The sequence below is a fragment of the Rhodococcus sp. MT28 genome (assembly GCF_058792695.1).
On the sequence record NZ_JBXAFD010000001.1, the window covers coordinates 822,390 to 836,682 of the forward strand.

General features: G+C 62.5%; 15 protein-coding genes. 4 read left to right on the top strand and 11 right to left on the bottom strand.

The annotated features are described in order from the left end of the window. Window positions 1-217 precede the first annotated feature (217 nt). The 3 genes from AC1Q6C_RS03920 to AC1Q6C_RS03930 all read right to left on the bottom strand — a co-directional run bounded on the left by AC1Q6C_RS03920 (window position 218) and on the right by AC1Q6C_RS03930 (window position 3,563). Window positions 218-814, bottom strand: a complete 597-nt coding sequence (locus tag AC1Q6C_RS03920) for a CatB-related O-acetyltransferase (protein WP_037125853.1) — start codon at window positions 812-814, stop codon at window positions 218-220. A gap of 126 nt (window positions 815-940) precedes the next feature. Next, window positions 941-2,170 (bottom strand): acyl-CoA dehydrogenase family protein, encoded by a 1,230-nt coding sequence (locus AC1Q6C_RS03925; RefSeq protein ID WP_007733810.1) that lies wholly within the window; start codon window positions 2,168-2,170, stop codon window positions 941-943. A gap of 91 nt (window positions 2,171-2,261) precedes the next feature. Further along, window positions 2,262-3,563, bottom strand: coding sequence for an alpha/beta hydrolase (locus tag AC1Q6C_RS03930; RefSeq protein WP_387480259.1), 1,302 nt, complete (start codon window positions 3,561-3,563; stop codon window positions 2,262-2,264). Between the two features lie 69 nt (window positions 3,564-3,632). On the opposite strand from AC1Q6C_RS03930, the gene AC1Q6C_RS03935 reads away from it, so the two are divergent. After that, window positions 3,633-4,244 (top strand): phosphoribosylanthranilate isomerase, encoded by a 612-nt coding sequence (locus AC1Q6C_RS03935; RefSeq protein WP_054825155.1) that lies wholly within the window; start codon window positions 3,633-3,635, stop codon window positions 4,242-4,244. On the opposite strand, the gene AC1Q6C_RS03940 is transcribed toward AC1Q6C_RS03935, so the two are convergent. Next, window positions 4,232-5,158 (bottom strand): hypothetical protein, encoded by a 927-nt coding sequence (locus tag AC1Q6C_RS03940; RefSeq protein ID WP_492666385.1) that lies wholly within the window; start codon window positions 5,156-5,158, stop codon window positions 4,232-4,234. The two genes, AC1Q6C_RS03935 and AC1Q6C_RS03940, sit on opposite strands and share 13 nt — an antisense overlap. 209 nt (window positions 5,159-5,367) lie before the next feature. On the opposite strand from AC1Q6C_RS03940, the gene AC1Q6C_RS03945 reads away from it, so the two are divergent. After that, the gene (locus tag AC1Q6C_RS03945) at window positions 5,368-6,162 is read left to right on the top strand and encodes an SDR family oxidoreductase (RefSeq protein ID WP_492666386.1); all 795 of its coding nucleotides are present in this window, start codon (window positions 5,368-5,370) and stop codon (window positions 6,160-6,162) included. Window positions 6,163-6,180: 18 nt separating this feature from the next. Here the strand turns inward: AC1Q6C_RS03945 and AC1Q6C_RS03950 are convergent, their stop codons facing one another. Beyond that, on the bottom strand, window positions 6,181-6,612 hold the full coding sequence (locus AC1Q6C_RS03950; protein WP_003940510.1) for a nuclear transport factor 2 family protein: 432 nt from the start codon (window positions 6,610-6,612) through the stop codon (window positions 6,181-6,183). Then, complete coding sequence (locus AC1Q6C_RS03955; protein ID WP_492666387.1) at window positions 6,609-7,532, bottom strand: alpha/beta fold hydrolase; 924 nt, start codon at window positions 7,530-7,532, stop codon at window positions 6,609-6,611. The genes AC1Q6C_RS03950 and AC1Q6C_RS03955 overlap by 4 nt, the downstream gene beginning before the upstream one ends. Window positions 7,533-7,643: 111 nt before the next feature. Between AC1Q6C_RS03955 and AC1Q6C_RS03960 the strand changes: the two genes are divergently transcribed. Further along, on the top strand, window positions 7,644-8,645 hold the full coding sequence (locus AC1Q6C_RS03960) for an NADP-dependent oxidoreductase (protein WP_003939765.1): 1,002 nt from the start codon (window positions 7,644-7,646) through the stop codon (window positions 8,643-8,645). A 54-nt stretch (window positions 8,646-8,699) separates the two neighbouring features. On the opposite strand, the gene AC1Q6C_RS03965 is transcribed toward AC1Q6C_RS03960, so the two are convergent. Together AC1Q6C_RS03965 and AC1Q6C_RS03970 are read right to left on the bottom strand one after the other, a co-directional pair. Next, a complete protein-coding gene (locus AC1Q6C_RS03965; RefSeq protein ID WP_003939934.1) occupies window positions 8,700-9,848 on the bottom strand; it encodes a CaiB/BaiF CoA transferase family protein in 1,149 nt (382 codons plus the stop codon). Then, a complete protein-coding gene (locus AC1Q6C_RS03970) occupies window positions 9,845-11,017 on the bottom strand; it encodes an acyl-CoA dehydrogenase family protein (RefSeq protein ID WP_003939770.1) in 1,173 nt (390 codons plus the stop codon). The genes AC1Q6C_RS03965 and AC1Q6C_RS03970 overlap by 4 nt, the downstream gene beginning before the upstream one ends. 159 nt (window positions 11,018-11,176) lie before the next feature. Between AC1Q6C_RS03970 and AC1Q6C_RS03975 the strand changes: the two genes are divergently transcribed. Beyond that, the gene (locus AC1Q6C_RS03975; RefSeq protein ID WP_063315837.1) at window positions 11,177-12,247 is read left to right on the top strand and encodes a LacI family DNA-binding transcriptional regulator; all 1,071 of its coding nucleotides are present in this window, start codon (window positions 11,177-11,179) and stop codon (window positions 12,245-12,247) included. Window positions 12,248-12,251: 4 nt separating this feature from the next. On the opposite strand, the gene AC1Q6C_RS03980 is transcribed toward AC1Q6C_RS03975, so the two are convergent. The 3 genes from AC1Q6C_RS03980 to AC1Q6C_RS03990 are packed head-to-tail and all read right to left on the bottom strand — an operon-like array spanning window position 12,252 to window position 14,274. Then, on the bottom strand, window positions 12,252-12,803 hold the full coding sequence (locus AC1Q6C_RS03980; RefSeq protein WP_003940599.1) for an SRPBCC family protein: 552 nt from the start codon (window positions 12,801-12,803) through the stop codon (window positions 12,252-12,254). Between the two features lie 50 nt (window positions 12,804-12,853). Then, entirely contained in the window at window positions 12,854-13,513 is a 660-nt protein-coding gene (locus AC1Q6C_RS03985) for an alpha/beta hydrolase family protein (protein ID WP_050654791.1), read from the bottom strand. Next, window positions 13,510-14,274, bottom strand: coding sequence for an MBL fold metallo-hydrolase (locus tag AC1Q6C_RS03990; RefSeq protein WP_007733798.1), 765 nt, complete (start codon window positions 14,272-14,274; stop codon window positions 13,510-13,512). The genes AC1Q6C_RS03985 and AC1Q6C_RS03990 overlap by 4 nt, the downstream gene beginning before the upstream one ends. Window positions 14,275-14,293 lie beyond the last annotated feature (19 nt).

A 14,293-nucleotide genomic window follows, 5' to 3' on the forward strand; every position in this document is an offset into this window, starting at 1 on the left:
TGCGCGACCGTGTTGCAGAACCACTCTTCGCAGTTTTCATCGCGACCGGCTTGCTCCTGAGCATCCTCGGAGTGCTCGCCTGACCATCATCCACTTCGACCTCGAGCCGAACCTGATCACCTTCACCGCAACAGGTCTTGCCGTCGGCCTTCTCGCGGCCGCCCTGCTTTATGTCCGGAACTACTCGCTCACACGAACGAACTAGCGGGCGCGGAGATCACTCGACCGCTTCGAGTTCCGCGACACTCCCGTCCGAGATCACCCGGACGTGGCGGGTGATCTTCTCGATCGGCCAGTCCCACCACGCAATTCGCACCAACTTCTCGATGTCTTCGGCACTGAAGCGGCGCTTGATCTCCGTTGCCGGGTTGCCGCCGACAATTGCGTAGTCCGGGACGTCGCGCGTTACGACGGCGCCAGTGGACACGATCGACCCGTGACCGATCCGGACACCGGGCATGACTGTCACGTTCCCGCCGAACCACACGTCGTTCCCGACGACGGTGTCACCGCGTGACGGCAGATCCTGCACCAAATCCATGTGCCTGGCCCAATCACCGCCCATGATCGGAAACGGGTAGGTGGAGACACCGTTCATACGATGGTTCGCGCCGTTCATGATGAAGGTGACACCGGTGGCCAGGGCGCAGAACTTTCCGATCACCAGTTTGTCGGGACCGTAGTGATGCAACACGTTTCGAGTCTCGAACTCTTCGGCGAACTCCGGATCGTCGTAGTAGGTGTACTCCCCTACCTCGATCAACGGGTTGTCGATCAACGGCCTCAGCAACACCACTCGCGGTTGCCCGGCCATCGGATGAACATTGGTGGGATCCGGCGCGTTCACTGCTTACTCCGATCCGTCGGCGCGGTGTCGCCGACCGCAGCAAGACTATCTGGTTCCTGCTGCGATCGACCGACAAGCGAAAACGTACCGGTGTCAGCCCAGGAGACCCTTGGCGATATGGGTGACCTGAATTTCGTTGCTGCCCGCATAGATCATGAGCGACTTGGCATCACGCGCCAATTGCTCGACTCGGTACTCGGCCATGTAGCCGTTTCCACCGAACAGCTGCACGGCTTCCATCGCGACCTCGGTCGCTGCGCGCGAGGAGTACAGCTTCATCGCCGACGCCTCCGCGAGACTCACCTTGTCGCCGGCCGCGGTACGTTCGATCGCGTTGAAGACCATGTTCTGCACGTTGATTCGAGCGACCTCCATCTCGGCCAGCTTGAGCTGGATGAGCTGGAACTGCCCGATCTCACGTCCCCACAGTTTGCGGGACTTCGCGTATTCGATGCTCAGACGGTGGCATTCGTTGATGATGCCCAGTGAGAGCGACGCGATGCCGATGCGTTCGGCGGCGAAGCTCTCCTTGGCGCTGGATTTGCCGTCCGACTTTCCGCTGTCCTCGGTCTCGCCGAGCAGACGGTCCTTGGTGATGCGGACGTTGTCGAAGAACAGCTCACCTGTGGGTGAGGAGTTCATGCCCATCTTCTTGAACGGCGGGCTCTGGGTGAGACCCTCCATGCCCTTGTCGAGGATGAAGGCGAGCACCTTGCGATCGCGACGATCAACCGACGCATCGCCCTCGTCGAGCTTTGCGTACACGATCATCACGTCGGCGTACGGACCGTTGGTGATGAAGGTCTTGTTGCCGTTGAGAATGTAGTCGTCGCCGTCGCGGCGTACGTAGGACTTCATGCCGCCGAAGGCATCCGAGCCGGAGTCCGGTTCGGTGATCGCCCAGGCGCCGACGGTCTCGAATGTCACCAGGCCGGGGAGCCAGCGTTCCTTCTGCGCGAGTGTGCCGCGGCTGCGGATAGTTCCGGCAGCCAATCCGAGGCTGACACCCAACGATGCGACCAGGCCGAGGCTGACTCCGGCCAATTCGCTGTTGAGCACGACGCCCATGCTGCCGGCGCCGCTGAAGGCGCTCGACTTCTCACCGTCACCGGAGGGCGCATCGCCGCGCTCGCGTGCCAGCGACTTCTCGAGGCCCTCGCGTGCCATGTCGGCCAGACCGAAGGTCGAGTACAGCTTGCGAATGATGTCGAACGGCGGCAGCGCACCGCTTTCGAGCTCGTCGACGTGAGGTCGCACCTCTTTGTCGATAAAGCCCCGCAAGGCGTCGCGGAACATCAGGTCGGTGTCGGACCACTCGTACATGTGCCTGAACTCCAGTCGGTGAACGATCGAGAGACTGCCGAACGACAGCCACACACCGAATATAGAACACGTTCCAAAACCGGAACAGGATTCAGCTGATCAGTCCCATTCGCTGCGAGATCCACGTCAGCTCCTGCTCGACGCCGGCCGACCACACCGAAAAGCTGTGACCACCGGGAAGCTCGAGGTACCTGGCGTCCATTCCGGCCGCTTTGGCCGCTTCGTACACCTTTTGCTGACCGGGCTTGAACTCATTGTCATCTGTTCCGACGACGAACACTCCGCCCGAGTTCGGGAACTTCCGAGTCGCCAGCAGGTCCATCGGATTCACCTTCACGAACGCCGCTTCGTCGCCGCCGAATATCTCGTCGACGGTTCGCTGTCGGTCACCGAGCGAAGGCTCCAATTGACCGGACAGATCGAGGAATGTCGGGTACACCTCGGGGTAATTGGTCGCCATCTGCAGTGAGCAGGTGCCACCGTAGGAGAGCCCGCCGATTGCCCACGCTCGCGGATTCGTGTCGATCTGGAACGCATTCGCCACCGCAGCGGGCAAGTCCTTTGCCAGATACGTGCCGACCTTGCCCTGTGACGAGTCGGTGCACAGCGGATTGGCCATCTGCGACCCTGTTCCATCGGCTATCACGACGACTGGGGCCAACCCCTCGTGATCTCGTGCAAAGGCATCCATTGTCGCGGTCAGCTTTCCGCCCTGGAGCCAGTCCTCGGGCTTGCCAGGCTGACCTGCCATCAGCACGAGCACGGGAAGAAGCGGACGCGGATTGGTGAAGTACGACGGCGGCAGATATACCTGCGCGTCGCGCGCGGAGAATCCTGAAATCGTCCCGGGGACAGGCAAAGTCGTGACCCGTCCGCGAATCGGCATGCCCTCCGGCGCTTTCCACACAGTGTCGGTGGGATCGCCGGTGACAACAGGATCGGTCGGACCGGGAACTTCACTGAGTGAGATGCGGTCGAAATCGTCGTGTCCGAACGCAATTCCCACAGTCGGATACGCGGCGAAAACCAGATTGATCTGCGTCGCGGCAGTGATGACGACCAGAACCGTCGCGATCACGGACAGGAGCGCTTTCGCGACGGTTCCGCCCGCCTTGATTCGCGGCCCGAGAAGTAGCAACGCGTAGATACCGATTCCGATCCACACGTAGATCGACATCTCGATGGGATCGGGGAACGGCACGATCACCTTTTCGACGGTGATCCACACGGCGATCATGATCACCAGCGCAATCAGCCCCGCGATCGGCACCGCTCTGCGGTAGTACCAGCGCACGTTCGAACCGAGCAGCCACACACCACCCAGGACCCCAAGGACAGTCAGGATCACCGGCAGCGATCCCGAGATCAAACTGATTCGGTAGAGCCAGTCCACGTCAAGCCTCTCGCGCGTAGAAATGTCGCACGCACGAGGCTAGACGACGACGCTAGTACTCTGTATCAGGTGACATTCATCAAGGTCTGTGGCCTACGCGACGTTGACACGGTCGACCTCACGGTGGGCCTGGGCGTCGACGCCATCGGTTTCGTCTTCGCCGAGAGCGTCCGCAAAGTCGACCCCACACTCGCAGTCGCTCTGCTCGCGCGAGTTCCCGATCACATCCGTGCAATCGGAGTCTTTCTCGGCAACCCGATCGATCAGATCCTCGAGATCGCGAAGATCACCGGGCTTCGCACCGTACAGGTTCACGATCTTGTCGACGCCGAGCAAGTGCAGCGGCTGCACGATGCCGGCCTCACCGTCATCCGCGCGGTCGTCTCCAGCAACGTCCGCGACGGTTACAATCTCGACCTCGGCGAGGACGAACTCCTGATCGACGGCGCAGACGCCGGATCCGGGGTGCCGTGGAACTGGGCCCAGCAGCAATCGCGCCCGCAAGGCCAGTGGATCCTGGCGGGCGGACTGTCCCCGGACAACGTTCGCGACGCACTCGATGCCACCGGCGCCTGGGGCGTCGACGTCTCCAGCGGCGTCGAATCCTCCCGCGGCGTCAAGGACCACACGTTGATCGAGAAGTTCGTCAGCGCTGTCCGGCAGACCGATCACTCGAAATAGGACGCGTAGTCACTGAAAGCGACTTGACCGGTGGGACTCGCTTTCACGGCGTCGGCAACGGCCGGCGGAATGGGAGCCCAATGTGCAGGCATCGCTGCCGCCAGTGACGGCTTCAAGATGTAGAGCAGTGCGAAGTTCACTATCCAGAGCGGCGGCGCCATCGACATGCCGACTTCCGAACTCACATCGCCTTTGGTGTTGGTCACCAGCTGCGCTGCTCCCGAAATCTGCTGCGCTGCAAATCCGTAGACTGCCTGCACCGTGTATGCCGACTGATAGAGCGCAATCAGAGTGTGCGTCGCACCGTTGTTGCGCAACCAGGTGCCCACGAAACCGCCAGGGGCGATCAGCGTATTCACCTGTCGCGTCGGCGCATCCGCGTTGGCCGGACTCTCCAGCAATCCGTCTGGATTCACGTATAACCCGTAACTGGCCAGAACCGACGGCGTCGTGCCGGAATAGAGGGGCCGCCCGTTCGTATTGGTGAGAATCCGGGCGCATTCGTCGATCACCTCGGCATCCTCGAGATTGCCACCGACCCCACCACCGGCCATGAGGTCGCGATACTGCTCCTCGGTCAAAGCGTCGGCTGGCTCGAGTCCGATCTGCGCGGCAATCTCTTCCGCAGTCTGCTGACCGAGTGGCTGGTTGAGTTGATCCGGAGTAGTCATCTGCGTGGGCGCGACGCTCTCGTAGACCGGTGCCCCGGCAAAAGGGATCACGAACCCGGTATCGACATTCTCTGCAACCGGTTGCGCGCCGGCCATCTGAGTGGTGGCAAACGAAAGTACGCACACCCCAACCAAAGCCAGAACCGAGACGGTCCCGCGATGAGACCGTGCTCGGTGAGATTCTTGTCCACGTCTACAGCCCTCGCCTGAGAAAGCCTTGCCTGCAATTCCGTTGCCGCGCATAGGTCAACCTCCCGGAACGCAGTCGGGCGAATCAACTCGAGCTTGCATCTCAGTCAAACGCTGTGACCAGCGCCGTGTCAAGACACAGGTCAGGTCGAGGCACGGCGACAGCTCGCTCGATACAGGCGACAGCTCGCCCGCTACAGTGATGCTTCCATCTGAAGTGACCTCACCCCATTTGAATTGCAGGACATCTCTGGAGGCGAGCAGTGTCTGACAAGCGCGGGACCGTATTGATCACCGGTGTCGGTCGGAGCAAGTCGATCGGAGCGAGCCTCGCATTGGGCCTTGCCGAGGATGGTTGGGATCTGGCTATCGGCTACTGGGAGCCTTACGACGAACGCGTCGGGTTCGGGCGCGGAGCGCACGATCCGCAAGACATTGCCGAGAAGTGTCGCGCACTCGGAAGCCGTGTCGACCTGGTTCCCGGAGATCTGGCCTCGCCCGACGTGGCCGATCAGCTCGTTGACGTGGCCGATCAGCTCGTTGACGCTGCCGCAGCGCGGAACGACCTCCGTGGGCTGGTGCTCTCACATTGCGAAAGCGTCGACAGCTCGATCCTCGATACCACCGTCGAGAGCTGGGAACGACATTTCGCCGTCAACGCTCGCGCCTCCTGGCTGCTGATCAAAGCGTTCGCTGAACGGCTTCCGGAACAGCGCGACGTCAGTCAGGTGGCCGGGCGGATCATCGCACTCACCAGCGACCATGCGGCCCACAATCTTCCGTACGGGGCCAGCAAGGGCGCTCTCGACCGCATCGTCATCGCCGCCGCAGTCGAACTTGGATCACGCGGCATACGAGCCAACGTCGTCAACCCAGGACCTATCGACACAGGATGGATGACACCCGCGATCAGACAGGCCACAACCCTCCAGACTCCTGCCGGCCGGCTGGGTACTCCCGGCGACACTGCAAACCTCGTTCGGTTTCTGATGTCCGACGCCGGAGGCTGGATTACGGGACAACTCCTTCACTCCAACGGCGGATTCAGTACGAACTGAGCCTTGGCCGGACTCAGTTCAGGCTTTGTAGGTCGGTAGCGTCTGCCCGAGCCTCTTACCCATTTCGGCAGCCAAAGCCGCGAGCCCGCTGGCCGGACGCACCATGACCTCGAAATCGACGATCTTGCCGTCCTCGTCGAATTCGACCATGTCGATTCCCTTGAGACTTTTATCGCCGATGTTCGCACTGAATTCGAGCACGACCTGCCGACCGTTGGCTCCGGCGAACTGACGGTGGTACTCGAAGTTCTCGAACACCTGGATCACCGTATTGAGAATGAGCACAACGGCATCCGCGGACTGGTACGGCTTGAATCCCGTGGGCGATCGGAACTGCGCGTCGGGCGCGACGATCGTCGGTAGCGCCGACAGATCGCCGGTTTCGATCATGGTGTGCCACAACTTCAGTGCAGCTTCGACTTTCGGTTCGAGCGTCAATTCCGTGCTCATGCTTCTACCCTTCCCTCGACGTTACCTGCCGCTTGATTTACCGGCACTTGACCTGCGACGGACCACGCACTCAACACAGTTCGCACCCCGGTCACGAGTTGCAACGGCTGATCGATCATGACGTGATGTCCGGCTTCGGCAATCTCCGCCACGATGGCCTCCGGTCCGAACAATCCGCGCATGTGCTCCATGAGTCGATCGGACACGATGCCGTTCTCAGCTCGGAAATAGGCTACGCGGCAACGTGGTTCGCTGTCGAGAACATCTTCGGCGCCTACTCGGAGAAAGAAATTCGGATCGAACTTCCACGACCAACCGCCCTCGACTTCCTCCATCGACGTGGCCGCCACATGGTCACGCACCGCAGGCAGACCCGAATCCTGCGGCGGAACGAAGCGGAAACGGCCCATCGCGTCTTCCCTGGTGGGATAAACCTTCTTGGGGCCGAACGCATTCTGGCGTCGAGCCGCCTCCTCTTCGGGCGTACGCGCCTTGAGCGGAGAATCGATGATGACAACCCCGTCCAACAGTTCGCCATGCAGATGCGAGGCCACGAAAGAAACAATCCCACCCATACTGTGCCCCACCAGAATCGGCTTGCCGTCGATTCCCCCTGCCTCGGCCGCCGCCAGCACCTCGCGAGCCCACTGGGACATCGCGTAGGCGTCGCGAGTGTGACTGTCGCCGTGGCCCGTCAAGTCGAGAGCGACGACGCGGCGCCCCTCGGCGAACTGCGGCGCAATGTGATCCCACCAGCGACTGTGGGCTGCGCCGCCGTGAATCAGCACGATTCCCGGCCCCGCCGGCCCCCAAGCCCGAAAGTGCACCGAGGCACCCTCGACCTCCACCGACCCCGTCTCGACCGGCGCTGCCAACGCCCGAGTGAACCAACCAGGCGCGTCTTCGACCACATTGCTCATCGATCGAACATACATAGTCGTCAATCGGTTCATCCAACTCTTCCCAGTTCGTGATCCATCACCTATATTGAATCCGGCCTCAAGTTCAATTCGTTTCGCCGAAGGGGAGAGATGACCAACCGCCAAGTACGCCTCGCCGCCCGCCCGACAGGACTTCCCGACGCTTCCACCTGGGAATACGTCGATGCCGAGATCCCGTCCGCCGGACCGGGCGAGTTTGTCGTCAAGGTCGAATACCTCTCCCTCGACCCCGCGATGCGCGGTTGGCTCAACGACGTCAAGTCGTACGTTCCGCCGGTCAAGCTCGGTTCCGTCATGCGCGCCCACGGCGTCGGACGCATCACCGAATCACAGCACCCCGATTACCAGGTCGGGGACATCGTGGCCGGATCCTTCGGCGCTTCCGAGTACGGCGTTTCCGACGGTACAGACGTCACTCGGGTCGACGAATCGATCGCTCCCCTGCCGACCTGGCTCGGCGCTCTCGGTTTCCCCGGCGTCACTGCGTATTTCGGATTACTCGACGTCGGAAAGCTGAAAGACGGTGACACCGTCGTCGTGTCCGGTGCCGCGGGTGCGGTCGGCAGTCTGGTCGGCCAGATCGCAAAGCTTCACGGATGCAAGGTCATCGGCATCGCCGGCGGTCCGGAGAAGTGCGCGTGGCTCACCGAGGACCTCGGCTTCGATGTCGCCATCGACTACAAGAACGAATCCGTATACAAGGCGCTCAAGTCCAACGCTCCCGACGGTATCGACGTGTACTTCGACAACGTCGGCGGAGAAATTCTCGACGCCGCTCTCTCCCGTCTGCGCCTCGGCGCTCGGGTGGTCATCTGCGGCGCCATCGCGGGCTACAACGCCACCGAACCTCAGCCAGGCCCTGCTCACTACCTGTCACTTCTCGTCAACCGCGCCACGATGGCCGGCTTCGTGGTCTTCGACTACCTCGATCGCTACGCAGAAGCACAAGAGCAGATCGGAAAGTGGATCAAGAGTGGCGAATTGACTGCTCGCGAGCACGTCGTCGACGGCGGTATCGACGCGTTCGGCGACAGCCTCAATCTTCTCTTCGCCGGAGCGAACACCGGAAAGCTGGTCTTGAAGGTCAGCTGAGTCGGCCACACACGCAGATCGGCCACCGGTATTCCGGTGGCCGATTCGCTTGGGTCAACTGACTCCGGACGGAGTGGGAACGCTGTCCTCCCCCAACCGCGGCGGGGCCGACCGATAGGTTGCCGGCGTGCCGCTCATCCGAATCGGATTGGCTACCTGCCGAGTCGGTGCATCGCGACGCGGGTCATCGATGGACACCACCGGATCGAGATTCAGCCGTTCCGCCAGCGCTATCGCGTCGGCGATGTCGTTGAGAGGCCCACACGGAACACCTCGCTCGGTCAGTGCCTCGAACCACGAGTCCGCAGAGCCCTTGGCCAATGCAGCAGTGACGGCGTCGAACAGTTCTTCTCGATGCGCAACCCTGTCGCTGTTGGACGCGAAACGCGCATCAGCGGCAAGTTCGGAAACTCCGAGAACCTCTGTCAACGAACTGAATTGCCGATCATTGCCGACCGCGAGGACCAGCGGACGGTCCGCGGTGTCGAATACCTCGTATGGTGCGATGCTCGGATGCCGGTTGCCCATTGCCTGCGGCACCACGCCCGCGGCCACGTAGCCGGACGACTGGTTGGCCAGTGCGGACAGCAACGAGGACAACAGATTGACCTCGACGTGCTGCCCTTCGCCTGTGCGATCGCGATGGCGCAGCGCTGCAAGGATTCCCACGCTGGCATGCAGGCCGGTGATGACGTCGACCACCGCGACACCGACCTTGGTGGGAGTCTTGGGATCGGGTCCGGTGATACTCATCAATCCGCCGACCGCCTGAATCAACAGGTCGTATCCCGGCAGAGAGTTGTTGCCACCGAAGCCGCTGATCGAGCAGTAGACCGCACGCGGATTCATTTCTCGGACAGCGTCGTAGCCCAGCCCCAGACGGTCCATCGTTCCCGGCAGGAAGTTCTGCACCACGACGTCCGCATTGCGAACCAGCTCGCGTGCACTCTCCAGATCCTCGCGCTCGCGCAGGTCCAGAGTGACCGACTTCTTGTTGCGGTTCACCGACAGAAAGTAGCTCGACTCGTCCCCCACCCACGGTGGGCCCCAGCTGCGAGTGTCGTCACCGACACCCGGCCGCTCGATCTTGACGACCTCGGCACCCAGGTCGGCGAGAATCATCGTGGCGTACGGACCGGCGAGGACGCGGCCGAAATCAGCGATCACCAACCCGTCGAGCGCTCCGACAGCGTCTGCCGTCACCGGAAAGCTTCTTCACCGGTGAGAGCGCGGCCGATCACGAGCTGGTGAACCTCGGACGTGCCCTCGTAGGTGAGAACGGATTCGAGGTTGTTGGCGTGCCGAATCACGGGGTACTCGAGCGTGATGCCGTTGGCGCCCAGAATGGTTCGGCATTCACGGGCGATCTTGATGGCCTCGCGGACATTGTTGAGCTTGCCGGTGCTGACCTGCTCGGGGCGAACCGTCCCGGCGTCCTTGAGGCGCCCGAGGTGGATGGCGAGCAACTGCCCCTTGCCCAATTCGACTGCCATGTCGGCGATCTTGGCCTGGGTGATCTGATACGCGGCGAGCGACTTGTCGAAGACCTTGCGATCACGTGCATATGAGATCGCAGTCTCGAGGCAGTCACGTGCTGCACCCATTGCCCCGAAGATGATGCCGAAGCGTGCCTCGTTGAGGCAGCCGAGCGGGCCGGACAGTCCGCGAGCCTTGGGCAGCATCGCCGAGGCAGGCAGACGCACGTCCTCGAGCACCAGTTCCGAGGTGACCGACGCCCGGAGCGACATCTTGTTCTTGATCTCGGGGGCGGAGAATCCTGGAGTGTCGGTGGGAACGACAAATCCGCGCACGCCGTCGTCGGTTCGAGCCCAGACCACGGCGACGTCCGCGATGGAGCCGTTGGTGATCCACATCTTGGTGCCGTTGAGGATCCAGTCGTCGCCGTCGCGCTTGGCGTTGGTTCGCATACCGCCGGGGTTGGATCCGAAATCGGGTTCCGTGAGACCGAAGCAGCCGATGGCTTCACCCGCCGCCATTCGCGGGAGCCATTCTTCCTTCTGCTCTTCACTTCCGTTGTGGTGGATCGCGAACATGGCGAGCGAGCCCTGGACCGAGACGAGGCTGCGAATGCCCGAATCGACAGCTTCGAGTTCCTGGCAGGCCAACCCGTACGCCGTGGCGCTCATCCCGGCACAGCCGTAGCCCTCGAGGTGCATGCCCAGTACGCCGAGCGCGCCCAGTTCCTTGGCCAGCTCACGAGCCGGCAGTGCTGCCGCTTCGAACCATTCACCTACGTGCGGGCGAATGCGATCGTCGACCATCTTGCGGACCGTGTCGCGGATCGCGATCTCCTCTGCGTCCAGCAGGGTGTCGATGGCAAAAAGCTCGGACAGGGACTGCGGCGTGGTCACGGGGCCTCCAGTGTTCTCGGGCGCAATCCTTTGCGAGAACGATTGCGCAATCGTTTGCATCGCCTAGAGTAGAGCCCGGTTGCGCACCCGTCAATCCCCGAACTGCCGACCGACACCGAATCAACTCAGGACCGACGCACACCAGGAGCCACGACGCAGATGACGCCCGATCCGTCGAACCGCAGCAACGGCCGTCCGCCGACGTTGCGCGAAATCGCCGACCAGGCCGGGGTCCACATCTCGACGGCGTCGCGGGTCCTCCGTCAGCCCGAGCCCGCCGACGGCTGGTCCGACTCCGCACTCCGGGTTCGTCAGGTTGCCGAGGAACTCGGTTACCAACCGAACCTGTGGGCAGCCAGCCTGCGTACCCGCAAGACCACCACCATCGGCGTCGTGATGCCGAGACTGACAGACGTTGTAGTGGCCACCATGTTCCAAGGCATCGAGGAAGCCGCCACCGCAGCCGGGTACTCCGTCTTGCTCTCCAGCCCGCCCGACGATCTGGAAGCGCAACGCAAAGCGGTCGAGTTCCTGGTGAGCCGACAGGTCGACGGTCTCATGCTGAGCAGCATCCACCTGCCGGGTACCGATTTCGTCGACTCGCTCCCCCTGCGCTCACTGCCGATCCTGCTGCTGAACCGGCACATCGACTCGGCGACGTCATCCGTCAACCGAAGCCTTCCCTTTGTCAGCGGCGACGACCGCCTCGGCGGCTACCTCGCCGGGAAGCATCTACTGGACTGCGGCTATCGCGATCTCGGAGTGATCGCGGGGCCGGACCACGCCAGCACGTCGAGGGAACGCGTCGCGGGTTTCCGCGATGCCCTGGCCGAAGCCGGTCTGGAACTGCCGCCGAACCGAATAGTGGCGTCCGAGTTCGAAGTTCAAGGGGGTGTCGATGCGGCGGCCACACTGCTCAGCGGGAACACGCGCCCTGACGCCGTTTTCACGGTGAGCGACACCATCGCGATCGGCGTACTCGGTGTGGCCCGTGATCTCGGGTTGAGCGTTCCCGACGATCTTGCGTTGGTCGGCTACAACGACATTCCGGTTGTCTCCCAACTCCCGGTGCCCCTGACGACGGTCAGGTCCCCCGCCCGAAAGATCGGTGCGACCGGGCTCGAGCACCTACTGGCACTGATCTCCGGCAAGAGCGTCGAATCCGTGAAGCTTCCCGTCGAACTGATCGCGCGAGCCTCCACCAGAAAGCCTGCCAGTCGCAAACTCTGAGCAGCTACCAGACCTGAGATTCGTCGATGCCCAACTGTCGCGCGTAACCGGAGTTGAGTGCGTCCCAGCCGTACTCGCGCGCCCGTTCACCCACGATCGGCCCGAAGGGCTCGCCTGCCAGAAGGGCATCGAGTACGTCGAAGCACAGATGCCACCCCGCAGCGAGCGCCGACGCCATCCCCTCGGCGCGCGACCTCTGCGTCAGCACGACGCGGGTACCGCCTTCGATCGGGGTCAGGTCCCACACCAATTCGTCCGGGCCCCACTCGTGTTCGAGCCGCCGAGTGGTCTCCACGACGTGAACGGTGACCGGCAGCGACATTTCGGGGGCGCCGTCCTCGGTGAGCATGGTGATCACCGCGTCACCGGTACGGCTCAGGTTCCGATCGGCGGTGTACGGCGTCCATTGCGCCAACATCTCAGGGTCGGTGATCGCCTCCCACACCTTCTCGACGGAATACGGCAGAACCCGAGGAAAGCTGACGACTGTGTCGTCACCGTCGACGCTCACCGTGACGTCGGACAGGGCACTGGGCTGATACGGCTGAGCACTCATGGTTCGATCTCACCAGGAACCACCGACACGGGCAACCGCCCGCTGGGCGTTCAGAACGCAAACACCGCCGATGCGGCCGCGACTGTCTCCTCCACCACCGGAAATTTCACCACGGACAAGTCGTGTCGAGCTCCTTCGAACTCCACCAGACGCGCCGCGGCGGGAATCAAGGCGAGTGCTGCCCGCATCTCCTCCGTTGTCGCGAACTCGTCCTTCGAACCGTGGACGACAACGGTCGGTGTGTTCAGGTCGGGCAGGTGTTCGGTTCTGAGCTTCTCGGGCTTCTTCGGTGGATGCAGTGGATAGGAGAGAAGGACCAGGCCGTCGACAAGTCCCGGGTTCTCCGCCGCAAGCATCGACGCCTGCCGACCGCCGTACGAATGTCCGCCGAGCAGAACGGGTCCGGGCACCGAGTAGTCCTTGCGAAGAGCAGCAATCACCTCGGCAATGCCCGCGCGATCCTCTGCAGCACGCGACGGATGCGGAGGCCCCGAAGCTCGACGCACCCGAAACGCGAGATCGAAGCGCAGAACTTGCACTCCTGCAGCAGCAAAGCCGTCGGCAACAGCACGCAACAGCACGGTGTCGCAGTTACTTCCTGCGCCGTGAGTCAGTGCAAGCGTGGCGACGGGCGACGCGAAGGACACAGAAGCAGGTCGATGAAGGAAACCGTGCACCGCACCTTCGTCGACCGTTTCGACAGTAGTCATGGACGCATCCTTGTCCGACCTGCTCGGGCCTGTTCGACCGCGGCAGTCATGCTGCCCTCGTAAACCGGACCGTGTCCGGGAAACAGCACGCCGGCAGGTGCAGCGGCGATATTGTCCAACGCCTGGTCCGTCGCTTCACGGTCATGATTGAAGGGGCACACCAGAAATTGTGGTCCGGCGACGGTCGACGTCCCATGTCCGGTCACCAGAGCGTCACCCGACGCGATCACTCCTGCGTCGGGAACAAGGTAAGCGCTGTGGCCGTCGGTATGCCCATGAGTGGGAATCGGCACGATCCGACCGGGAACGTCCAGCGCACCACCGGACGCAAAGGACTGTGCCCGAGGCAGTTCCGCACCTTTCAACGCGCCGACTCCGATCACGTCGCGAAGCCATTTCGGAGCACCTCGCCGCCACAACAGCAACGGAACTCCGGCCGGCGACAACTGTTGCAGATACTCCCGCTTCGCATGAGGCACTTCCAACGGATCCATCAGGACCGGAACCTCGAGCCGAGTCACGATGTCCGCGATCCCACCGATGTGATCGATGTGCGCGTGAGTGACGAGAATTGCCCGAACATCCCCGAACTGGTGACCGATCTGTTCGATCGAGCGTTCGACGTCGGTGCCGTTGGCCGGATATCCGCCGTCGATCAAGGTCAGATCGGACCCCTCTTCGACCAGGACCCAATTGGCGTGACCGCACCGAACCAGATGTGTGTTCTCGATCTGCGTGATCGACAGTGCCGCAGTAGTCATGCTTGGTAGTCTGCGCCAC